Raw genomic sequence first — 21,847 nt, 5'->3', positions numbered from 1 at the left:
CAGCCCCCATGTATCCCAGCATCCATAAGATCCTCGTCAACATCCCCCGGGCCCTGAAGGATCCGCGCCGCGCGGCCTCGCTGGCATGGCGCCGCATGTTCCCGTTCGGCATCAAGCCGCGCGATCCCGAGGCCTACCGCATCGGCAGCTGGTCGTTCGGCGCAGCGCCGCGCGTCGACCTGCGCGACATTTTCCCGGGCATCGAGAGCGCCGACATCAAGGTCTTCCGCAGCTACGACCGCAAGCGCGACCTCTCCCTCGACGCGCAGGAAGTGCTGGCGATCTGCGCCATCACCTCGCATGTCAAAGCTCAATCCATGATCGAGGTCGGCACCTCCGACGGCAACACCACGCTCAACCTCGTCGCCAACGGCGCGGATGGTGCGCGCATGACGACCCTCGACCTGCCCGAGGACTGGGCGGGCGGCTTCGAGATCCACGTGCCGGAGATGATGAACAACATCACCGACCGCACCCGCGTCGGCATCCAGTACCGCACCTCGCCCTATGCCGGGCAGGTCACGCAGGTCTTCGGCGATTCGGCCAAGCTCGACTACGCCAAGCTGGCCGGCCCGTTCGATCTCGCCTTCATCGACGGCTGCCATTTCTACGACTACGTCAAGGTCGACACCACCAACTGCCTTGCCCACATGAAGCCGGGCGGCGTCCTGATCTGGCACGATTACGGCATGATCGAGGATGTCAGCCGCGCCGTCGACGAGTGGTCGCAGGCGACCGGCATTCCGGTCTCGATCGTCGCCGGCACCAGGCTGGCGATCGCCCGCGCTCCCGAGGCCGGCGCCAAGCTGTCCTAGAACCCATGCGGGTTCTGATCACCGACGTCTCGAGCTACAAGGCGGCGGTCGTCGCGCGCTTCCTGCGGACGGCCTACCCGTCCGTCGAGGTGATCGCGACCGACCATCGCCCCTTCGTCGGCAGCGTCCATTCGCGCTGGGTCCGGGACGTCCACATCCTGACGGCCGGGCCGTCCGATCCGGACACCTATGTCGAGGCCTTGGCTGCCCTCGTCGCCAAGCGCGACGTCGACCTGCTGATCCCGATCAACAGCAAGGAGATCAGGCTGTTGATGGCGGCGCGCGAGCGCTTCGGCCGGGCGCTCGCCTATGTCGGCTCGCCCGAGCTCTATGCCTCGCTCGACGACAAGCTCGCCTTCGGCGCATTGCTGCAGCGCATCGGGGCGCCCGCCCCGCGCGCTCACGACACGCTCGACGCCCCGCTGCCGCTCGTCGTCAAGCCGACGCGCGGCTCATCCGCCGCCGGCGTCTTCTACCTTCGCAGCGAGGCCGATCGCGCGGCCATGCGCGAGCGGGTGGGGACCGCGCCGCGCGACTGCGTGATCCAGGATTATTTCGAGGGCGAGGGCGTCGGCTTCTCCGGCTATTTCGAGGACGGGCGCATCCTCGTCGGCTACGCCCATCGGCGCGTCTGCGAATACCCAGTCACCGGCGGCTCCAGCGTGGTGCGGGAGCGCTATCCCTATGACGACCTGCCGGCGCTGCGCACGCTGGTCGAGCAGGTCCTGGCACAGGCGCCCTGGTCGGGCTTTGCCATGTTCGAATTGAAGCGGCGCGGCCCCGGCGATTTCGGCTTCATCGAGTGCAATCCGCGCATCTGGGGCTCGGTGCATCAGGGCCTCGTCGACGGCGCCAACTATTTCGAGCCTTTGCTCGGCCCGCCGCAACGGGCGCCCGCCCCTGCGACCGGCCTGCGCACGGCCCTGCTGCCGCTCAACCTGCTCGCGCTTGCAGGCTATCTCGCCAAGGGCCGGATGCGCGAAGCGCGGGCCGCCTTGCGCACTGCGGTCAGCGCAAGGCTGGACATCAATCCGCTGACCGACCCGCTCGGTTTCCTCGCTCTGCTGCGGAGGGGCGCGTGAAGGACCTCTGCGTCTTCGATCTCGACGGCACGCTGATCGCGCATGACAGCTTCGCCGAGCTCGTGCGGCAGAACCTGATACGCGATCCTGTGCTGCTCGGCGCCGCGCTGCTGCGCAGGCTGCGCCTCCTCGACCGCGCCGGCTTTGCGGCACAGGCGCATCGCCGCCTCGGGCGCCAGTTCGCCTCGCAGGAGGCGGTCACGGCGCTGTGCGCACGCCTGCAGGCCGCGGTCATCGCCGACAGGCTGGCGCTGCTGGACGATTGGAAGGCGAAGGGCGCGACGACGGTGCTGCTCTCCGCCTCGCCCAACGACTATGTCGAGCCGCTGGGCCGCCTGCTCGGCTTCGACCACGCCTTCGGTTCGTCCTTCGTCGACGGCGCCTACCGGCATCTCCATGGCGAGGGCAAGGCGCGCTTCATCGACGAACGCTTCCCGGCCGAGAGCTGGCGCCGCACTTTCGCAATCGCCGACCACCCCTCCGACAACCCGCTGCTCGACCGCTTCGAGCAGGTGCTGCGGGTTTGAGGGGAGCAACAGTTCCCCGGATCTACTGGCAACTGAAGCGCTTGGCAGCCGCGTCGATCGCCCAGATCTGGTTGTGATTGTCGAAGGGAGTTGCAGCCCGCCCGTAAGCCGCGATCAATGCCGGCGACAGCACTGGCGACAGGCCGAACTGACGCAGAGGCGCAGCGCCCATCGGGTAGATCCAGCCCTGCTCGACGAGTTCCGAGACATAAGCCGGGAACCAAGCCGGCGCTGCGTCACCGAAGGTTTTCATCGCGTCGAGCACGGCCCGAACGTCCATGGTTCGATAGCTGACATGCGCAGTACTGGTCCTGGTTTTGTTACCTTCCCAGTTAGGCGTGTTGACCGAGGTCCCTGAAGCTGCATTCCAACCTTCCTGGCATGGACCGGTGCAGTACTGCCACAGACGTGGACGCTTCTCTGATATCTCGATCGCAAGGAACGATGCGGTCATTTTGCGGATCGTTCCCTGCAGATCAGGCGAGATCGGCTGCAGCCGGTGCAACTCGGAGACACCTTCGATCCAGCCGCTATGGAAGTTCCAGGGTGTATTGGCACCATCGAGCCAGAACGGAGCACCTTTCTTAATGAAGAGTCCCGCGCCGTCGAGGCGTTCGACCGAGCGTCCGAAGCTGGTCATTTCCTGTCGCAACGCGGAAGCTAAGCGATCGTCACCGAGTACCCCCGCTCTCATGGCCCGACCAACCACTCTGGCCATCCGGCCGAGATGGACGATCGAGAGAATATCGACCCGCTCCAGCGAGTATCGGCGTGACCAGAACCAGGGCTTGTCGGTTTCAGCGAGGCGCGACCACCACCCAAGCTCCAGTTCAACGCGACGGCGCATGTCCTCGCGCAAGGCATCGAAGCGCGGCTGCGGCAGCGCCAGACGTTCGATCACGTCAAGCATGCCGTCGAGGACATAGACCTGGCCCCAAGGCAGCCGGCCCTCATGGTTGTTCATTCCGAGATAGGTCAAACCGTGCCCAGGCATACGCGCAATATCGCGGCGAAGCAGGGCCTCGACCTCGGCACAGGTTTCCAAGGCCGCAGGTACCCCCGCCGGCGTATAGCCCTTCGGCAACCAGTCCGCCGGCACATCCCGGCAATCGCCGAGCGGCCAGATCGCGCAGTCGCGGTAGATCACCTCGCCGACAGCCGGCGGCGACCGAAAGCGGTCATCGTAGTCGAGGCGGAACAGGCCACGTACCCCGCCGTCGACGGCTGCCGCCTCGATCAGGATCCGCCCTGTCCAGCCTTCGCGCCTGATCTCCGTCAGAGCAATCTGGCCATTGGCGTCCTCGGTCAGCCGCACACAAGCTGTTTGCGCGCAAAGCAGATGCCCGTCCGACAGTGCGAGGTCCTGATAACGAGCGTCGATGCCCGACAAGGTCAGCTTGTCGGCGACCTTCTCCAGTCGAAGCGTATCGCCAGCGGGAGTCGCCCTATAGATGTCCACCCCGTCGCGCACGACACGCCCGGACCGGCCCGACGGCATCGTCTCGTCCACATCGTAGATGACGAGATAGGCGTTCTTGCCCATGTTGAACGCGTGCAGGAAATAGAGCCTGGTGGCCAGACTCTCCTCGATGCCGAGCGCTCGGTATCCGTCGCCTTGCTCGACGGCGGCAGCAATGCCATCCCGCAGTGCCCAGCGGCCAATCGCCAGATTGCCGCCGGGCGAACGCTGAAGCTGCGCCTGCGGTATGAAGTCGCGCGGCAACGGTTTGGGTTGCTCGCCTTGGGCCCGATAAGCGAACTGCCGTCCATCAGCCGAAACCAGCAGGGCCGAGCCGTCGGGAGCTTGAGCCAGCGGAACATCGACCCAGGACTCGGCCACGGCCATCGTCGCCAGCAGACAGGCCGCTATAAGGACTACTAGTCGCATTGCCGTTTCCGTCTGCCGATCAGATCGCCGATCCTTGCGACATACAGGGCTAGTACTTGGCGAGCAATCGCAGTGAAACGCGGTCCAATCTCCGCAATTACTCTAAGCCTTGCACCCTCCCCTTGCATGGCGGGCCCGGAGCCGTCACAAGGGCGCCGTTTGGAAGGGGTCCATGGCGCGCGATTTCACTTTGAAGGCCTATGTCGGCATTGTCGATGCCGCTCTGGCCACCGGATACCGACCGGTGCGGGTCGGAGACTGGCTGGACGGGGCCAGGCCGGGTGAGCCGGTCATCATCCTGCGTCATGACGTCGACCGGCGGCCCGAGAACGCGCTGGCGATGGCGCATGAAGAGGCGGCGCGTGGCGCGCCGGCAACCTATTATTTCCGGACGGTCGGCAGCGCGTTCAACCCTGCAATCATTCGCGAGATCGCCGCGATGGGTCACGAGATCGGCTATCACTACGAAGACTTCCATGTCGCCAAATACGATCCCGACAAGGCCCATGCGCTGTATCTGAGGAATCTCGCCGCGCTGCGCGAGATCGTCCCGGTACGCAGCATTGCCATGCACGGCAGCCCGCTGGCGAAGCACAACAACATGGAACTTTGGAATCACCGCTCCTTTGTCGAGAGCGGCGTCAAGGATTGCATCCTGTCAGCGGATTGGTCCCAGTTCCTGTTCTTCACCGACACCGGCCGGAGCTTCGATGCGCGGCTGACCAATCTGCGCGACACCATCGGCGGCAAGCGTGCCCCGGGCGTCGCCAGTTCCGCCGCCGTCGGCGAGCACCTGCAGACGCACCGGCCCCCCTTCGTGCAGCTCAGCGTCCATCCGGAGCGCTGGTCGGACAAGTTCTGGGCCTGGTCGCGCCAGCTTGCCACCGACACCGCAGCGAATAGTGTCAAGCTCGGCTTGCGGATACTACGCTGAGGAAGTCGCGAGCCGGCTCGCCGATGGAACGACCCAAGCTTTCCTGGCGGCTGGGTCAGACCCCTACGCCGAATCGTTCGCCCCAGATGCCGAGATTGACGATCCGCCAGAGCAGGAAATCGACCGGCTTGCGGCCTTCGAGCATGTCGGTTGCAAGCGCACGCACACCATTGGCATTGAACAACCCGGGATAGCGCGCAAGCGTCGCCTCGATCCCCTCGGCCATCATTCCTTTCAGCGGACCGCGAAACCAGGCCTGCTCCGGGGTGGCGAAGCCGAGCTTGTCGCGCCGCTGCAGGACCGCCGGCGGCAGGATCGCCTCCATTGCCCGCCGCAGAACCCGTTTGGTGTCGCCGCCGACAATCTTGTGGTCGTTGCCAAGCGCCAGGCTGAACTCGACCAGCGGATGGTCGAGGAATGGCACGCGCGCCTCGATCGCATGCGCCATCGAGTTGCGATCCTCCCAATGCAGCAGCATCGACAGATTCGAGCCATAGGTCAGGTTCATGCACAGCGTGCGCAGATCGCTGACCGGCGGCAGGCCGAGCTCGGCGCCGGCACGCTCGAGGGCGGTTTCGCTCGCCCCCTGCGCGTGCAGCAACTCGCCGCCGAGCCAGTCATGCTGGGTCAGCGCCCGGTGCCGATTGCGCAGCCTGCCGGCAAGCCCCGCCGGAAGCAGCGGGATCAGCGCGTGCTTGAGCTGTTGTGTGATCGCCGCGCCATGCCAGCCCTGCCGTTCCTGCATCGTGCGCAGCGCCTCGGCCAGCCGCAGCTGCCGAATCAGGCCGGCCAGATGGAAGGAGAAGCCAAAATGATAGCCGCCGAGCTGCTCGTCGGCGCCCTGCCCGTCCAGCATCACCTTGACGCCGACGCGGCGCGCCTCCTCGAACACGCACCATTGCGCGAAGATCGAGGTCGAGCCGAAGGGCTCGTCCTGGTGCCAGGTGATGTCGGAGGCACGCGCGAACACCTCCTCCGGCTTCGGGAAGATGAAATGCGGTTGCGTGTGCGCCTGCGCTACCACCGCATCCATGAACGGCTTTTCGTCGACGCTCTTTTCGGTATAGCAGGCCGAGACGGTATTGACCTGGGAGCCGCCGGCCCCCGAGCCCATCATCTGCGACATCAGGCAGACGATGCTGGAAGAATCGAGCCCACCTGACAAGCAGGAGCCAACCGGCACATCCGAGCGCAGATGCAGCTTCACCGCGTCCGTCAACATCTCCCGGAAGCGTTCGGCCGCCTCGGCCTCGCTGATCACGATCTCGCCCGCCGTCGCCGGGTACCAGCGCCGGATCGGCACGGCGAGTGCGCCGTCGCGGCTGGCGTCGATCGTGACGCATTCACCACCGCGGAGCTGGACGACGCCTTCGAACATCGTCTCGGAGGTGTGGTCGGAGACCCCCGAAGCAAGGAAATCATGCACACGGGCGATGTTCATCCGGCCAGAGATGCCGGGCAGTCCGAGCAATTGCTTGATCTCGGAGCCGAAGGCGACGCCGCGTGGCGTCGCGGCATAATACAGCGGCTTGATGCCATAGCGGTCGCGAGCGGCGAACAGCCTTTTGTCGCGATCGTCCCAGATCAGGAAGGCGAACATCCCGCGCAGACGCGGCAACGCCTCCTCGCCCCAGAGCATGTAGGCGCGCAGCAGCACCTCGGAATCGGATTCGCTGGCGAAGACCTCGCCCTTCGCCCGCATCTCCTCGCGCAGCTCGATATAGTTGTAGATCTCACCATTGAAGACGAGCTGGTAACGGCCCGACCCATCCGCCATCGGCTGCAGGCCGGCATCGGACACGTCGATGATCGCGAGGCGGCGATGGCCCAGCGCAACCGGGCCAACCGGACTCTGGAAGACTTGCCATCCGCTGCCATCTGGCCCGCGATGCGCAACGATGTCGATGCGGGCGCGCTCGGGCTCGAAACCGACAGAACCAAAAAGACCGCACATCGGCCGAGCATTCTCCGCAGCGAAGGAGCGCTCCTCTTATCCGAGGGAACTTCCGGGCAAAAGCCCGGCATGGGCTGGCTGTCCTGTGGTGTGTGCAGCCAAGTCTGTCAGAGTTCGGCGCTGAAGGTAATATTGGTGAAATTGGTATAGGCATTGCCGGTGGTCGAAGCGCGGATCGAGACGAGCGCTGCGCTACCGGAATGAGGGGTGATTACCCGTTCCAAGACATTGCTTTCCGAGGTAACGGAGAAACTTGCTGTCGGCGTGACACGCATTGCCGTTGGAAAGGTCAGCAACTGCCGCATATAGCCGCCCGCCACATGATAGCAGTCGAGGAACAGCGGGGTGTCTGGTCGCCAGTAATAGCGCTCGCAGAGCTGGCGTTCCTGCGTGGCACTGCGGGCGAGCCACGGCGTGGCGTCGTCACCGAATTCGAGCTTGATCCTGCGGAAACTGACGCTCCCCGCGGACGGCGCTAGCCGAACCGCCAGATTGCCGCTGTCGCCGATCGCTGGTGTCAGCACCACCGAACGACGGCCTGCCCCGGCCGTGATCGTCCCCGAGACACTGCCGATCGTGACCGCCAGCGATCCACCGCTGAGATCTCCAACCGACAGGCAAAGCGGCAGCTGAGCAAACGAGGACAGCCCCCACAGCTCCGGCTCGAGAACCTGCACGATCGCCCCCGACGCCAACGTCAGATCGAAGCCGCTGCGGCCGAGATTGGCGCCACCGCTATGCGCCTTCCAGCGATCATGGCCATAGACGCCCGCCGCCAGCGCGCCGCCGGCGAAATTGCGCTGGTTGATCTGGAAGTCGCCATTGATCAGCAGGTTCGGCTGCGGCGTCTCGCGCGCCCACGAACTCGCTGGCAGAGCGACCAGTCCGCTTGTCCGATCGACAACCAGCGCCTCGATCCAGCTCACGCCGTCAGGACTGACCTTGACCCGGAGTTGGTCGTCGCCGGCGAGCCCGATCTCGGCCCGGCCGGACCAGTTGTCCTGGAAGAGGAGGCTCGCGGTGCGCGCCGCGCTCGCCTTGTTGAGCTTGAGGCGATGATCGGTGCCGGCATGGTTGAACAGGCTGGCATCGGCCGAGACGGCGAGCCGGTTCGTCGTATCGGCGGCCGTGTTCACGCCCCAGAGCTCGGCGCCGAGGCTGCTCTCCGGCTGCGAACGGCGCCATTGCGTGCCGGTCCAGACATGGTGCTCGGCCTCGTCGCTCACCCAAGCCTGCCAGCCGGCACGCGGATCGAGGAAACTCCAGGCGCCGTCCTCGAAGATGGCGAGATCGTCCTGATGGCCGGCAAAGACGCCGGTGCCACCAGCTGGAACGATGTAGGCGGCGGTTTCGCCCAGCGATGCCGGCGGCACGGTCTGCGTCCGGCTCGCGACGACGAGATGCACCAGCGCGTCGAGCCGCATCAGCGCATCATTGTGGGTGACGTGTTTCTGCGCCTGCCCGGCGGCGAGCAGGGGCAGGCCAAGACGCGGCGTTTCGCTCATGGAGCCTCGCAAGGTCAAAGCGGCACGCAGGAGGCGCACCGTGCGGGCCGATTATGCGGGCTCCGAAAGCAGCGGGGATTGATTGCCGATCTATCCCCGTTTCAGCTCAATCGAGCTCGAACGCGTCCTTGTAGTCGAGCTTAAGCGCCGGATCCTGATCCTCTTTCCGCAGCAGGCAATTGCCGACGACGAGCAGCTCGATCTCCGAGCCCATGAAGCAGCGGAAGGCGTCGCCCGGCGTGCAGACCATCGGCTCGCCGCGGACATTGAACGAGGTATTGACCACCACCGGGCAGCCGGTCAGGGCCTTGAAGCGCGAGATCAGCTGGTGATAGCGCGGATTGGTCTCGGCATGGACCGTCTGGATGCGGGCCGAATAGTCGACATGGGTGACGGCGGGGATGGTCGAGCGCGGCACGTTCAGCTTGTCGATGCCGAAGAGAGCCTTCTCCTCCTCAGTCATCTCGCGCCGCAGCCCCTCGCGCACATCGGCGACGAGCAGCATATAAGGCGAATCACCGTCGTGCTCGAACCAGTCGGCGACGTCCTCGCGCAGCACCGAGGGCGCGAACGGCCGGAAGCTCTCGCGGTATTTCACCTTGAGATTGAGCGTCTTCTGCATCGCCGGCGAGCGCGGATCGCCGAGGATCGAGCGACCGCCGAGCGCGCGTGGCCCGAACTCCATCCGCCCCTGCATCCAGCCGACCGCCTTGCCATCGGCGAGGCCTTGGGCGGTTGCCTCGATCAGGGTGGCCTCGTCCATCGCCGTGAATTTCGCCCCGGCTGCCGTCAGCTCGGCCTCGATCTCAGCCGGCGAGAACTCCGGCCCGAGATAGCTGCCGCGCATCGCGTCGCCCTTGGCGGGCACCTCGCGCGGCTTGCCGTGAAAGAGGTGATAGCCAGCGAGCGCTGCCCCCAACGCCCCGCCTGCATCACCGGCCGCCGGCTGGATCCAGAGCCCGTCAAAAAGGCCTTCGCGCAGGAGCTTGCCATTGGCGACACAGTTGAGCGCAACGCCGCCGGCGAGACAGAGGTTCTTCTGCCCGGTCTCGGCGCGGATCGAGCGCGCGAGCCGGAGCACGATCTCCTCGGTCACCGCCTGGATCGAGGCCGCCATATCCATGTGGAACTGAGTCAGCAATTGCTCGGGGCCACGCACCGGCTCGCCGAACAGCGCGGCGAACCTGTCGTTGGTCATGGTCAGGCCGACGCCATAGTTGAAATAGCTCTGGTCGAGCTGAAAGGAACCGTCCTCCTTCAGGTCGACCAGCTTCTCCAGCATCAGCTTGGCGAAACGCGGCTCGCCATAAGGCGCAAGCCCCATCACCTTGTACTCGCCGGAATTGACCTTGAAGCCGATGTAATAGGTCACGGCGGAGTAGAGCAGCCCGAGCGAATGCGGAAAATGCAGCTCCTTGTGGACCTTGAGGTCACTGCCCCTGCCGATGGCGAGCGTCATGGTCGCCCACTCGCCGACCCCATCCATGGTCAGCACCGCCGCCTCCTCGAAGGGCGAGGGATAGAAGGCGGACGCCGCATGCGACAGGTGATGCTCGGTGAAGAGCAGCTTCTCGACATCGAAGCCGGGGCTGAGTTTCTTCAGCTCCTTGGCAATGATCTGCTTCTGAAACAGTTTTTCGCGCAACCAGAGTGGCATCGCCATGCGGAACGAAGTGAAGCCGCGCGGCGCGAAGGAGAGATAGGTCTCGAGCAGACGCTCGAACTTGATGAAGGGCTTGTCGTAGAAGACGACCGCGTCGAGCTGATCCAGCCCGCAGCCGGCGATCGAGAGGCAGTACTCGACCGCGTGCTTGGGGAAATCGGCGTCATGCTTCCGCCGGGTGAAGCGCTCCTCCTGCGCTGCCGCCTCGATGCGCCCGTCGACGACCAGCGCCGCCGCGCTGTCATGGTAGAGTCCCGATATCCCGAGAATGCGCATCGTGGCCGCTGCGTTCAGAACAGCGTGTAGATGAAGGGCGCGATCGCGCTGCCCTTGGTCAGGAACAGCAGGCCGCCGAGCAGCATGCACATCAAGAGGATCGGCACCAGCCAGAACTTCTTTCGCGCCGCCATGAAGCGGAAGAACTCGCGCAGGAACGACATCGCAGCAATCCCGTCAGAACTGGTCTTTCATCGAGACCGGCTCCGGCCCCGGCGGATCGCGGACGATCCAGTAGCTTTTCGCCTCCGGCTGCTTCTTCAGCCGCAGGAAGTCCTTGCCGACCAGCCGGGCGATGAAAGCCATCGGCGTGAAGACGAGGAAGAACAGGATGCCGAGCACGATCGGGTTGATGATCATGGCCAGGAGCAGGCCGAACTTCATCCAGAGCCGGTTCAGCGGCGCCAGCACCGCCGGCCGGATCAAGGCGACCGCGAGGAAGCCGGCAGAGACCAGCGCCAGCCAGGGCCAGGCCCGGCCGTGGTGCCAGGCATTGTAGAGGCCGATCAGCGCGAAAACGGCCGCGAAGACGAAGCCGAAGGAGCGATCGCTCGATCCTTCGTGGTCGTCATGGCCGCCCCCGGCCTGAAATTCGTGATGGACGCCCTTCGACAAGCCGCCGCTCCTGTTCAGGCGGCATCCTCTAGGCGATTAAAGGGGGAAGGTCGAGGGCGAGCAGGTCGCAAGACGCTTCTCGTCATGGTCGGGCTCGTCCCGACCATCCACGTCTTCGTGGATCGAGGGCGGTGCTCAAGACGTGGATGCTCGGCACAGGGCCGAGCATGACGAATCGCCAACGCCCCTCAGCTCAGCATCCGCGTATCGCCGCAGACCGAGATCTCCTGGCCGGAGATCGTCTTGGCGAAGGGCGAGGCCAGGAAGACGATCTGCTTGGCGATGTCGTTGGGATCGACGAACTGCTTGATCGAGACGCCGGCAAAGAGCCGGCCCGTCATCTCGTCATGCGAGACGTTGAGCGAGCGCGCCTTGTTGGCGATCACGCTCTGGATGCGCGGCCCATCCACCAGGCCGGGGCAGATCGCGTTCGCCCGGATGCCGAATTCGCCGAGCTCGGCCGAGAGCGCCTTGGTGAAGCCGATCACGCCCCATTTCGCCGCCGCATAGGGCGAGCGCAGCGGGAAGCCGTGCTTGCCGGCCTGGCTGGAAAGATTGACGATCGAGGCATTTTTCGACTGCTTGAGGTGCTCGACGGCGAGCCGAGTGCAGTTGAATTGGCCGGTCAGGTCGATGGCGACGCAGGAATCCCAGTCCTCCGGCGCGATCTCGTCGACACGCCCGGTCGGCCCGGCGATGCCGGCATTGTTGACGAGGCAATCGAGCCCGCCCAGCGCGGCAAGCGCCTCCTCGAACAGCCGCGCCACCGCCTTGCGGTCGGAAACGTCGCAGACCGAGCGCGTGATCGCAGGATCGCTCTCAGCCATCTCGGCGAGCGCCTTCTCGTCGACGTCGCAGATATGGACCTTGGCGCCCTCCGCTGCGAAAGCGCGCGCCGTCGCCCGGCCGATGCCATTGGCGCCCGCCGTCACCAGCACGCGCAATCCCTTGATCGTCAGATCCATCGTTTCCGTCCCTTGTCCTTCGTTCTCAGGCCGACCGCCTACTCCGCCAGCCGCGCCGTCCGTTCGATATGCTCGGCCGCGGCGCTGATGTCCTCGACCAGCGCCTGCCGCGCCGCCGCCGGATCGCGCCGCCGCAAGGCCGCCAGCAACTGGGCATGCGCGACGACGGCGCTGCCACCGTCGAGCCGACGCGGCTCGTGCCGCATGTCGAGATTGAGGATCGGCCCGGCTTTCAGCCAGAGCCGGGAGATCATCTCGATCAGCGACGGCATGCCGGCCGCCTCGTAAAGCGCGAAATGCAGGTCGCGATTAGCGCCGACCGCAGCGGCCGGGTCCGGCGGGTCCTTCGCCGCCGCCAGGAACGCCGCCTCATGCTGGGCAACCACGGCGATCTGCGCGTCGCTGATGACCTTCGTCGCCTCCTCGGCCGCAAAGCCTTCGACCACCAGCCTGATCCGGGTCAGCTCGCGGAACTGCGCCAGCGTCAGCACCGGCACTCGCACCGCGCGGCCGGGCAGGACCTCCAGCGCCTTGTCGGCAGCGAGCCGGCTGACCGCCTCGCGTACCGGCATCATCGAGACGCCGAGCGCCTCGGCGACACGGCGCAGCGAGAGCTTCTCACCCGGCGCCAATCGCCCGGCGATCAGCAGCGCCCTGAGTTCGCCGGTGACGCGCTCGCCCAGCGTCTCGTGCTGGAGCGAGCCGACCTCGTCGAGCGCCGACACCTCGCCCACCTTCCCCAGGGCTGAGGAAGCGGACCGCGCTTGCGGCACATCTGAGGGCTGGACTCGGGCAATCATGTCTGCCAACCTAACTGTGATCACAGATCACGACAAGCGGTTCGAGACCGCAGAGTGAAGAAGACGATCCACACGATCCGACGCCGAAGAGCGCGGGAGAGTTCTGGGAGGAACGGAATGTCAGAGCAGTCAAGGATCAAGGGCCTCTCGCGTCGTCAGACGCTCGTCGGGCTCGGCGCGACGGCCACCGGCCTCGTCGCCAGCCCGGCGGTCATCCTCGCACAGAGCGCCGATGCGATCCGCTTCGGGCACCTGACGCCGCGCACCGGCTTCCTCGGTCCGCTCGGCGAATACGGCGTGATGGCCGCCGATCTCGCCGCCGAAGAGATCAACGCTGCCGGCGGCATCAACGGCCGCAAGCTCGAACTGCTCAAGGAAGACTCGGTCAATCCGCAGACTGCCTCGACCAAGGCCGAGCGCATGATCGAGCGCGACAAGGTCGCCTGTATCATCGGCGAGATCTCGTCGGCCTCCTGCCTGACGATCTCGCAGGTCGCCGCCCGCAACAAGACGCTGTTCCTCAATACCGGCGGCAATTCCGACGCGCTGCGCGGCGAGAGCTGCAACCGCTACATGTTCCATGTCGAGCACCAGAACTCGATGTATGTGAAGAGCGCCGGCCGCTCGCTGCTGGCGCAGGGGCTGGTCAAGGGCAAGAAGTGGTTCTCGCTCACCGCCGACTACGCCTTCGGCCATGACCTCAGCAAGGTCGCCAAGCGCTTCATGGAGGCCAATGGCGGCCAGTTCGCCGCCGACAAGCTGGTGCCGACCGACGCGACCGACTTCTCGGCGCTGCTCCTCGAAATCCGCGCCGCCAAGCCCGATCTCGTCATCTCCAATCTCGCCGGCAACCAGATCACCAATTTCCTCAAGCAGTATTCCGAGTTCGGCCTGACCTTCCCGGTCGCCGGCTTCGGCTTCGACACCGCCCTCGCCTGGGCCGCCGGCAAGGACAATTTCGGTGGCATCTGGCCCTGCGTCTGGCATCACCTGATCGACACGCCCTCGACCAAGGCCTTCGTCGCCGCCTTCACCAAGAAATACGGCAAGCCGCCGGAGAACCAGGCCTGGGGCGACTATGTCGGCGTCAAGGTCATGGCCCAGTCGATGAACGAGCTGAAGTCGACCGACACCGCCAAGATCCTCGAGCATCTCGAGAAGGGCGCGAAGTTCGACGTGATGAAGCCGCGCCAGGGCTATTTCCGCGCTTCCGACCACCAGCTGATCAGCGAGATGTACACGATCACCGCCTTGCCAGCGGCACAGGTCAAGAACCAGTGGGACCTCTTCACCTCCTCGCCGCCAGTGCCCGGCCCGAACGAGGACATGGAGGTGATCGCCACCCAGGGCGACGAAGCCGTCTGCAAGATGAGCTGAGGCGACAGGCGCCGGAACCGCGACAGGCCCTCTCTCCCGGAACGGGGGAGAGGTGGAGAGGGGGCTTAGCGCCACATCTGACCGGCGTCGGCTCTGCCCCCTCCCAACCCTCCCCCGTTCCGGGAGAGGGCTCCCGCGCCCCTCAAGCCGCTGACAGAAACCGGACAAAGGCCATCCCTTGCTCACCCTCTTCATCCAGCAGGTGCTGAACGGGCTGCTCGACGGGGTCTATTACCTCCTGATCGCGCTCGGCCTGTCGCTGATCTTCTCGCTCGGCGGCATCGTCAACCTGGCGCATGGCGCCTTCTATGCGATCGGCGCCTATCTCACGATCGTGCTCGCCCCCCATATCGGCTTCGGTGGCGCCATCATCGCCTCGCCCGTGCTGGTCGCGCTGATCGGCATCGTCATCGAGCGCGGGCTGTTCCAGCGCTTCTACCGCTCCGACCCGATCCTCTCGCTGCTGCTGACCTTCGGCCTCGCCATGGTCGCCGAGCAGTCGCTACGCATGATCTTCGGCGCGCCGCCGCTCTCCTTCTCGATCCCGCCCGCCTTGCGCGGCCAGCTCTTCATCGGCGACTTCATCTATTCGCGCTATCGCGCCCTGCTGATCCTGATCGCCGCCGCCTGCGTGCTCGGCCTCTGGTTCCTGCTGCAGCGCACCGCCTTCGGCCGGGTCGTCCGCGCCGGCGTGCAGAACCCCGACATGGTCGGCGCGCTCGGCATCTCGCTGCAGCCCTACATGATGACGGTCGCCGGCATCGGCATCGGCCTTGCCGGCCTCGCCGGCGTGCTGCTGGCACCGATCTATTCGATCCATCCCGCCATGGGCCAGGAGATCATTACCCCCGCCTTCGTCGTCGTCGTCATCGGCGGTCTCGGTTCCTTCTGGGGCGTCGTCGTCGCCGCGCTGATGGTCGGCCTGGTCAAGGGCATCACCATTGGCCTCGGCCTGACGCAATGGTCGACCGCGGTGATCTACCTGATGATGCTGCTCGTCCTGCTCTTCCGTCCGCGCGGCCTGTTCGGCGAGCGCATCCAGCGCTTCGAGTGAGGCCGACATGACCAGCTCCCAGCGCGACTACCTCCCGCTCGTCCTCGCCGCCCTCGGCCTCGCGATCCTGCCCTCGCTGATGCATGCGGTCGGGCTCGGCACGACCTCGGCCACCGAAGTCGTGGTCTTCGCCATCGCCTGCATGGCCCTCAACGTGCTGGTCGGCACCACCGGCCTGGTCTCCTTCGGTCACGGCGCCTGGTTCGGTATTGCCGCCTATGCCGCCGGCCTGATCCAACGCAACTGGCTGCCCGGCCAGTTCGCCTTGCCGATCCTGCTCGCGGTCGCGCTCGTCGCCCTGATCGCTTTCGCCTTCGGCGCGCTGATCCTGCGCCGCCGCGGCGTCTATTTCTCGCTGCTGACCCTAGCGCTCGCCGCCATGATCTATTCGGTCGCCTTCCGCTGGACCTCGGTCACCGGCGGCGAGGATGGTCTCGGCGGCATCAAGCGCCCGCTCTTCGCCGGCATCGATTTCGAGATCGCCCTGCCTTTCTACATGCTCGTCGCGACGATCGGCTTCGCCGTGGTCTACGGCCTCTGGCGTTTCCATCGCTCGCCGGTCGGCACTGTCCTCGTCGCGATCCGCGAGAACGAGCAGCGCGCCCGCTTCCTCGGCTATGCCACCACCCGCTACAAGCTCGTCGCCTTCACCGTCTCGGCGGCGCTGACAGGCCTTGCCGGCACGCTCCTCCTCTTCAACAACCGCATGACTTCGGCCGAGCCGATCTCGGTCGCCTTCTCCGGCGAGTTGCTGGCGATGGTGGTGATCGGCGGCATGCGCTCCTTCCTCGGCCCAGCGCTCGGCGCGCTCTTCTTCGTCGTCTTCCGCGACCTGCTCTCCAGCGTCACCGAGAACTGGCTGTTCTGGTTCGGCCTGCTCTTCGTCGCCTTCATCGTCTTCTCGCCGGATGGCCTCGTCGGCGTCGGCCAGCGCCTGCTGAAGCCCTTCCGCAAGCAGGCGACTGAAGATGCAGCGATGTCGGCCCGCAAGGCCGGCGCGGTCGAGCTTCCCGCCTTCATGAAGCCCGGAGATGCCAGCGATGGCACGATCCTGACCGCGACCGGCATCGCCAAGAGCTTCGGCGGCATCAAGGCGGTCGAGAACGTCGACATCACCATGCGCGATCGCAAATTGCATGCGCTGATCGGCCCGAACGGCGCCGGCAAGACCACCGCCTTCAACCTGATCTCCGGCATGTTCACGCCCGATCGCGGCGAAGTCCGCCTGCGCGAGCGCAATGTCGCCGGCCTCTCGCCCGAGGCGATCACCCGGGCGGGCATCGGCCGCGCCTTCCAGATCACCAACCTCTTCCCGGCGCTCTCCGTCGCCGAGAATGTCCGGCTCGCCGTGCAGGCGCGGGCGCCGGAGCGCTTCGGGCTTTGGCAGGCAGCCGGCGGCCTCGATCAGGTCAACGACGAGACCCGCCAGGTCATCTCGACCATGGGCCTCTCCGGCATCGAACAGGCCGAAGCCGGCTCGCTCAGCTATGGCGGCCAGCGCCTGCTCGACATGTCGCTTGCCCTCGCCACCAGTCCGCGCGTGCTCCTCCTCGACGAGCCGCTCGCCGGTCTCGCCGCAGCCGAACGCGAGCGCGTCGGCAACCTGATCAAGTCGATCTCGACCGATCTGCCGGTGCTGCTGGTCGAGCACGACATCGACCGCGTCTTCGCCATCGCCGACCATGTCACGGTGATGAACGAGGGCTCGGTGCTGGTCGACGGCACGGTCGAGGACGCCCGCTCCTCGCCCAAGGTGCAGGAGGTCTATATCGGCTCCGGCGCCCATGCGCTGGCCGAGAAGCCGCGCGAGAGCGCCGCCGGCGACAAGGTCCTGCTCGGCCTCGACAAAGTCGATACCTTCTACGGCAAGAGCCACATCCTGCGTGATGTCAGCTTCGGCGTGCACGAGAACGAGATCGTCGCTTTGCTCGGCCGCAACGGCGCCGGCAAGTCGACCCTGCTCAAGACCATCACCGGCATCGCCCCGCCCGCTTCAGGCACGATCAGCCTCGCCGGCGACGACATCGCCCGCCTGCCGCCGGCCCAGATCGCCCGCGCCGGCGTGGCCTACGTCCCGCAGGGGCGCGGCCTCTTTGCAGGCATGAGCGTCAAGGACAATATGGAGCTCGGCCGCCTGCGCCGGCGCACCGGCAATGGCACGCATTGGGAGGACGAGAAGATCTTCGCCTTCTTCCCACGCATCAAGGAACGCTGGCAGTCGCCGGCCGACTATCTCTCCGGCGGCGAGCAGCAGATGGTCGCGGTGGCGCGCGCCCTCTCCGGCGACACCAAGGTGCTCCTGCTCGACGAGCCCTTCGAGGGCCTGGCACCGGCGGTGGTCGAGGAATTGTTCGAGGCCTTCGACAAGCTGCGCAAGGAGATCGCCATCGTCATCGTCGATCACCATCTCGACCTGGCGCTGGCCCTCTCCGACCGCACCGTCGTGCTCGAGCGCGGCCAGGTCACCCATATCGGCCCGTCGCGGGCGCTGAGCCAGGACCTTGCGCTGCGGCGGCAGGTGCTGTGGCTGTGATGAGCATCCCCCGTCTTTCCGGGGCTTCGCGCAGCGAAGAGCCCGGAACCCATAACCGTTGCCGGTTCCGGAAGAATCGCCACCATTGTCGCGCCTTGCCCATGCCCACTTGTGGTTATGGGTTCCGGGTTCACGCCTCCGGCGTGCCCCGGAATGACGGCGTGGTTCCCGCTCGTCTGACTGTGGATGTTCCCGCATGACCAAGATCGCCATCGTCGGCTCGGGCCTGATCGGCCGCGCCTGGGCCACCGTCTTCGCCAGCCATGGCTTCGAGGTCGCGCTGCATGACGTCAAGCCGGAAGCCGCCAAGGCCGCCCGCATCCATATCGGCAAGAACCTGAAGGAGCTCGCCGGCCATGGCCTCGTCGACGATCCCGCGGGCTCGCTCGCCCGCATCCGCGTCGCCAAGGACCTCGCCGACGCGCTGAAGGGTGTCGCGCTGGTCCAGGAGAACGGGCCGGAAACGGTCGAGGCCAAGCGCGAGCTCTTCGCGCAGATGGACGCGCTCGCGCCGGCCTCCGCGATCTTGGCCTCCTCGACCTCCTTCATCATGGCCTCGACCTTCTCGGAAGAGCTGAAGGGTCGCGCCCGCTGCCTCGTCGCCCATCCTGTCAACCCGCCGCATCTGGTGCCGATCGTCGAGCTGGCGCCAGCGCCCTGGACCGATCCCAAGATCGTCGCCAAGGCGAAGCGCATCTATGAGCAGGCCGGCCAGGTCGCGATCATGCTGCGCAAGGAGAAGCCCGGCTTCGTGCTCAACCGCCTGCAGGCGGTGCTGCTGGCCGAGGCCTTCCGCCTCGTCGGCGAGGGCGTCGCCAGTGCCGAGGACGTCGACAAGACCATCCGCGACGGGCTCGGCCTGCGCTGGTCGTTCATGGGGCCCTTCGAGACGATCGAGCTCAATGCGCCGGGCGGGATCCCCGACTATTGTTCGCGCTATTCGCAGTCGCTCGACCGCATGGTCAAATCCTCGGAGGGGCTCGGCAATCCGTTCAAGCCCGAGACGGTCGCCGAGGTGATGCGCGAATGGCGCGGCGCGCAGGAAGCCGGCCGCGTCAAGCGCCTCAGCGACTGGCGCGACAGCCGCCTCGCCGCCCTGCAGGCGCATAAGCGCGCGGCAAAGCGCAAGCCGGCGTGAGTTTCGAAGATTAGGGATCAGCGAAGGATTTAGATCGCATGGCCAAGAACCGCAAAGTCATCATCACCTGCGCCGTCACCGGCGCGATCCACACGCCGTCGATGTCGCCCTATCTGCCGGTGACGCCCGACGAGATCATCGACGCGGCCGTCGGCGCAGCCGAAGCCGGCGCGGCGCTGGTCCATGTCCATGCCCGCAACCCGGTCACCGGCCAGCCCGACCAGTCGCCGGAGGCCTTCGAGCCCTTCCTCAAGGTGATCAAGCAGCGCTCGAACTGCGTCATCAACATCACCACCGGCGGCGCCCCGACCATGCTGGTCGAGGAGCGGTTGAAGCCCTGCGCGCATTTCAAGCCCGAGGTCGCCTCGCTCAACATGGGCTCGATGAATTTCGGGCTCTACCCGATGCTGAACCGCTTCAAGGAGTTCAAGCACGACTGGGAGCGGCCCTATCTCGAAGGCTCCAACGACCGCGTCTTCAAGAACACCTTCAAGGACATCGAGAACATCCTGACGACCTGCGCCGAAAACGGCACGCGCTTCGAGATCGAGTGCTACGATATCGGCCACCTCTACACACTGGCCCATTTCGTCGACCGCGGGCTGGTGAAGCCGCCCTTCTTCGTCCAGTCGGTCTTCGGCCTGCTCGGCGGCATCGGCCCGCATCCCGAGGACGTCGCCCATATGAAGCGCACCGCCGACCGGCTCTTCGGCGACGACTATCACTGGTCGGTGCTCGGCGCCGGCCGTCATCAATTGCCGATCGCGGCGATGGCGGTCTCGATGGGCGGCAACCTGCGCGTCGGCCTCGAGGATTCGCTCTGGCTCGGTCCCGGCCAGCTCGCCAAGTCGAACGCCGACCAGGTCAAGGCCGCGCGCAAGATCATCGAGGGCCTCGGCCTCGAGGTCGCAACGCCCGACGATGCCCGCGAGCAGCTCCAGCTCAAGGGCGCCGACAAGGTCGCATTCTGAAATTGCTTGCACCGGCCTCCGGTGAGCTTGGCTCATCGGAGGCCGGACGATAAACCTCGCGGCCGACCCCAAGCGAACCGGGCCGGCCGCGGAACCGATGCAGATCTTCACCTTCATCCTGATCCTTGTCATCGCTGTGGTGGCCTCGCAGCCACTGACCCGGCTGCTCAGGGTCGTCCCGCTGCCGATCGTCCAAATCGCGCTCGGCGCCGCCTTGGCCTGGCCGACGGCCGGCTTCCATCCTCATATCGAGCCCGAGCTCTTCCTCCTGCTCTTCATCGCTCCGCTGCTCTTCGCCGATGCCTGGGAGGCGCCGAAGCGCGAATATCGCCGGCTGATGCGGCCGATCCTGTCGCTGGCCTTCGGCCTCGTCTTCTTCACCACCCTCTTCTGTGGCCTCGCTTTGCACTGGCTGGTGCCGACCATGCCGTTGCCGGTCGCCTTCGCATTCGCCGCCGTGCTCTCGCCGACCGACGCTGTCGCGGTCTCTTCCATCGTCGACAAGGAGAGCGTGCCAAAGGACCTGATACACGTGCTGGAAGGGGAATCGCTGCTTAACGATGCCTCCGGGCTGGTGATCTTCCGCTTCGCCACCGCCGCGGCGCTGACCGGCAGCTTCTCGCTCTGGCAGGCCTCGCTCGCCTTCCTCTTCGCTGTCGCCGGCGGCATCGCAGCCGGCCTGCTCGCGGTCATCGTCGTCTCCTGGGCGTTGAAACTGCTGGCGAAGTTCGACCGGATCGCGCCGGAGGCGCAGGTTCTGGTCATCATGCTCCTGCCCTTCGCCGCTTTCCTCGCGGCGGAAACCGTGCATGCCTCCGGCGTGCTCGCCGCCGTCGTCGCAGGCCTGACGGTCGGGCGGACGCGGACCGCGAACCAGCTCAGCGTCTCCGCCTATATGCTCGCCCACTCCTTCTGGACGATGCTCGCCTTCCTCCTGAACGGTACGCTCTTCGTCCTGCTTGGCCTGCAATTGCCGGCGATCATCCGGACCGTCCCGCCAGCGTTGATCGATACGCACTGGCTCTGGCAGCCGCTCGGCATCATCGTCGCGCTGACGCTCTGCCTGATCCTGCTGCGCTTTGTCTGGATCACCGTCGCGATCGCGTTGAGCCGCGCCATTGTCCTGCGTCTTCGTCTCACGCCGATCCGCACCACGGCGCGGACGAGGTTCGCCGGTTCGATCGCCGGCGTGCGCGGCGCCGTCACGCTCGCCGGTGTACTGTCATTGCCGGTTCTCGCACTTGATGGCTCGCCCTTTCCGGGGCGCGATGCCGCGATCTTCCTGGCCGCGGGCGTGATCCTGCTCTGGCTGGTGATCGCCAGCATCGGCCTGCCGCCGCTCGTGCGCGGGCTCGCCGCCGGCCAGGGGGCTGCCCACGCCACCGAGATGCGGCGGGCGCGGATCACCGCCACCGAAGCCGCGATCGCTCGTCTGGAAAGCGTCGCCCATCGCGGCGGCACCGACGGCGCCGCCACCGTCGACCAGGCAGTGGCGGAGGGCTTGATCGCGACCTATCGGCGCCGCCTCGCCCTGCTCGACGACGGCAAGACGCCGCGCGAGGAAGCAGTGGCGCTGCAGCGGGCCGAGAGCGCCTTGCGCCACACCGCCCTGGCGGCCGAGCGCGAGGCCCTGCGCGGCCTGCTCAAGAGCGGCGAGATCGACGACGCCACCTTCAACGCGCTGGCGCATGAACTCGTCCTGCACGATGTGCTGGCCGAGACGAAGACCGGACCGCATTAGTCGCCGGGG

General features: G+C 66.2%; 18 protein-coding genes. 10 read left to right on the top strand and 8 right to left on the bottom strand.

The window, feature by feature from the left end; all coding sequences use genetic code 11:
* Window positions 1–8 precede the first annotated feature (8 nt).
* Genes AC07O0_RS27825 through AC07O0_RS27815 form a run of 3 tightly spaced genes read left to right on the top strand, consistent with a single transcriptional unit; the run spans window position 9 to window position 2,424 of the window.
* Complete coding sequence (locus tag AC07O0_RS27825) at window positions 9–815, top strand: class I SAM-dependent methyltransferase (protein ID WP_494627706.1); 807 nt, start codon at window positions 9–11, stop codon at window positions 813–815.
* A 5-nt stretch (window positions 816–820) separates the two neighbouring features.
* Window positions 821–1,897, top strand: a complete 1,077-nt coding sequence (locus tag AC07O0_RS27820; protein ID WP_494627704.1) for a hypothetical protein — start codon at window positions 821–823, stop codon at window positions 1,895–1,897.
* Complete coding sequence (locus AC07O0_RS27815) at window positions 1,894–2,424, top strand: HAD-IB family phosphatase (RefSeq protein WP_494627702.1); 531 nt, start codon at window positions 1,894–1,896, stop codon at window positions 2,422–2,424. The genes AC07O0_RS27820 and AC07O0_RS27815 overlap by 4 nt, the downstream gene beginning before the upstream one ends.
* Before the next feature lie 22 nt (window positions 2,425–2,446).
* Here AC07O0_RS27815 and AC07O0_RS27810 read toward each other — a convergent pair whose 3' ends face one another.
* Window positions 2,447–4,264 carry a hypothetical protein gene (locus tag AC07O0_RS27810; RefSeq protein WP_494627700.1) on the bottom strand — a complete coding sequence of 606 codons (1,818 nt, stop codon included), beginning with the start codon at window positions 4,262–4,264 and terminating at the stop codon, window positions 2,447–2,449.
* A gap of 220 nt (window positions 4,265–4,484) precedes the next feature.
* On the opposite strand from AC07O0_RS27810, the gene AC07O0_RS27805 reads away from it, so the two are divergent.
* Window positions 4,485–5,246, top strand: coding sequence for a hypothetical protein (locus tag AC07O0_RS27805; protein ID WP_494627698.1), 762 nt, complete (start codon window positions 4,485–4,487; stop codon window positions 5,244–5,246).
* 55 nt (window positions 5,247–5,301) lie between these two features.
* On the opposite strand, the gene asnB is transcribed toward AC07O0_RS27805, so the two are convergent.
* The 7 genes from asnB to AC07O0_RS27770 all read right to left on the bottom strand — a co-directional run bounded on the left by asnB (window position 5,302) and on the right by AC07O0_RS27770 (window position 12,949).
* The gene (gene asnB / locus AC07O0_RS27800) at window positions 5,302–7,200 is read right to left on the bottom strand and encodes an asparagine synthase (glutamine-hydrolyzing) (RefSeq protein ID WP_494627696.1); all 1,899 of its coding nucleotides are present in this window, start codon (window positions 7,198–7,200) and stop codon (window positions 5,302–5,304) included.
* Between the two features lie 107 nt (window positions 7,201–7,307).
* Window positions 7,308–8,705 (bottom strand): DUF2793 domain-containing protein, encoded by a 1,398-nt coding sequence (locus AC07O0_RS27795; RefSeq protein ID WP_494627694.1) that lies wholly within the window; start codon window positions 8,703–8,705, stop codon window positions 7,308–7,310.
* Between the two features lie 106 nt (window positions 8,706–8,811).
* The gene (locus AC07O0_RS27790) at window positions 8,812–10,644 is read right to left on the bottom strand and encodes a carbamoyltransferase family protein (RefSeq protein WP_494627692.1); all 1,833 of its coding nucleotides are present in this window, start codon (window positions 10,642–10,644) and stop codon (window positions 8,812–8,814) included.
* Window positions 10,645–10,658: 14 nt separating this feature from the next.
* The gene (locus AC07O0_RS27785) at window positions 10,659–10,808 is read right to left on the bottom strand and encodes a DUF5989 family protein (RefSeq protein WP_494627690.1); all 150 of its coding nucleotides are present in this window, start codon (window positions 10,806–10,808) and stop codon (window positions 10,659–10,661) included.
* A 13-nt stretch (window positions 10,809–10,821) separates the two neighbouring features.
* A complete protein-coding gene (locus AC07O0_RS27780; RefSeq protein ID WP_494627688.1) occupies window positions 10,822–11,259 on the bottom strand; it encodes an SxtJ family membrane protein in 438 nt (145 codons plus the stop codon).
* 188 nt (window positions 11,260–11,447) lie between these two features.
* A complete protein-coding gene (locus AC07O0_RS27775; protein ID WP_494627687.1) occupies window positions 11,448–12,224 on the bottom strand; it encodes an SDR family oxidoreductase in 777 nt (258 codons plus the stop codon).
* Between the two features lie 38 nt (window positions 12,225–12,262).
* Entirely contained in the window at window positions 12,263–12,949 is a 687-nt protein-coding gene (locus AC07O0_RS27770) for a GntR family transcriptional regulator (RefSeq protein ID WP_494627685.1), read from the bottom strand.
* 192 nt (window positions 12,950–13,141) lie between these two features.
* Between AC07O0_RS27770 and AC07O0_RS27765 the strand changes: the two genes are divergently transcribed.
* From AC07O0_RS27765 to AC07O0_RS27740, 6 genes are all read left to right on the top strand, one after another.
* Window positions 13,142–14,401 (top strand): ABC transporter substrate-binding protein, encoded by a 1,260-nt coding sequence (locus tag AC07O0_RS27765; RefSeq protein ID WP_494627683.1) that lies wholly within the window; start codon window positions 13,142–13,144, stop codon window positions 14,399–14,401.
* Between the two features lie 178 nt (window positions 14,402–14,579).
* Window positions 14,580–15,455, top strand: coding sequence for a branched-chain amino acid ABC transporter permease (locus AC07O0_RS27760; RefSeq protein WP_092156502.1), 876 nt, complete (start codon window positions 14,580–14,582; stop codon window positions 15,453–15,455).
* A gap of 7 nt (window positions 15,456–15,462) precedes the next feature.
* The gene (locus tag AC07O0_RS27755; protein ID WP_494627680.1) at window positions 15,463–17,988 is read left to right on the top strand and encodes a branched-chain amino acid ABC transporter ATP-binding protein/permease; all 2,526 of its coding nucleotides are present in this window, start codon (window positions 15,463–15,465) and stop codon (window positions 17,986–17,988) included.
* Window positions 17,989–18,184: 196 nt separating this feature from the next.
* Complete coding sequence (locus tag AC07O0_RS27750; protein WP_494627678.1) at window positions 18,185–19,126, top strand: 3-hydroxyacyl-CoA dehydrogenase; 942 nt, start codon at window positions 18,185–18,187, stop codon at window positions 19,124–19,126.
* Between the two features lie 38 nt (window positions 19,127–19,164).
* Window positions 19,165–20,097, top strand: a complete 933-nt coding sequence (gene kce, locus AC07O0_RS27745) for a 3,5-dioxohexanoate:acetyl-CoA acetone transferase (RefSeq protein WP_494627676.1) — start codon at window positions 19,165–19,167, stop codon at window positions 20,095–20,097.
* Between the two features lie 97 nt (window positions 20,098–20,194).
* On the top strand, window positions 20,195–21,838 hold the full coding sequence (locus tag AC07O0_RS27740) for a Na+/H+ antiporter (RefSeq protein ID WP_494627674.1): 1,644 nt from the start codon (window positions 20,195–20,197) through the stop codon (window positions 21,836–21,838).
* Window positions 21,839–21,847 lie beyond the last annotated feature (9 nt).

It is taken from the genome of Allobosea sp. GW821-FHT10B12 (assembly GCF_059415545.1).
Note: the sequence above shows the minus strand (reverse complement) of the source record. Positions and strands in the feature narration are given on the sequence as shown.

Coding starts and splice junctions, on each gene's coding strand:
- AC07O0_RS27805 (WP_494627698.1), top strand. CDS start 4,485: ATGGCGCGCGATTTCACTTTGAAGGCCTATGTCGGCATTGTCGATGCC.
- AC07O0_RS27775 (WP_494627687.1), bottom strand. CDS start 12,224: ATGGATCTGACGATCAAGGGATTGCGCGTGCTGGTGACGGCGGGCGCC.
- AC07O0_RS27785 (WP_494627690.1), bottom strand. CDS start 10,808: ATGTCGTTCCTGCGCGAGTTCTTCCGCTTCATGGCGGCGCGAAAGAAG.
- AC07O0_RS27825 (WP_494627706.1), top strand. CDS start 9: ATGTATCCCAGCATCCATAAGATCCTCGTCAACATCCCCCGGGCCCTG.
- AC07O0_RS27790 (WP_494627692.1), bottom strand. CDS start 10,644: ATGCGCATTCTCGGGATATCGGGACTCTACCATGACAGCGCGGCGGCG.
- AC07O0_RS27765 (WP_494627683.1), top strand. CDS start 13,142: ATGTCAGAGCAGTCAAGGATCAAGGGCCTCTCGCGTCGTCAGACGCTC.
- kce (WP_494627676.1), top strand. CDS start 19,165: ATGGCCAAGAACCGCAAAGTCATCATCACCTGCGCCGTCACCGGCGCG.
- AC07O0_RS27820 (WP_494627704.1), top strand. CDS start 821: ATGCGGGTTCTGATCACCGACGTCTCGAGCTACAAGGCGGCGGTCGTC.
- AC07O0_RS27795 (WP_494627694.1), bottom strand. CDS start 8,705: ATGAGCGAAACGCCGCGTCTTGGCCTGCCCCTGCTCGCCGCCGGGCAG.
- asnB (WP_494627696.1), bottom strand. CDS start 7,200: ATGTGCGGTCTTTTTGGTTCTGTCGGTTTCGAGCCCGAGCGCGCCCGC.
- AC07O0_RS27755 (WP_494627680.1), top strand. CDS start 15,463: ATGACCAGCTCCCAGCGCGACTACCTCCCGCTCGTCCTCGCCGCCCTC.
- AC07O0_RS27750 (WP_494627678.1), top strand. CDS start 18,185: ATGACCAAGATCGCCATCGTCGGCTCGGGCCTGATCGGCCGCGCCTGG.
- AC07O0_RS27740 (WP_494627674.1), top strand. CDS start 20,195: ATGCAGATCTTCACCTTCATCCTGATCCTTGTCATCGCTGTGGTGGCC.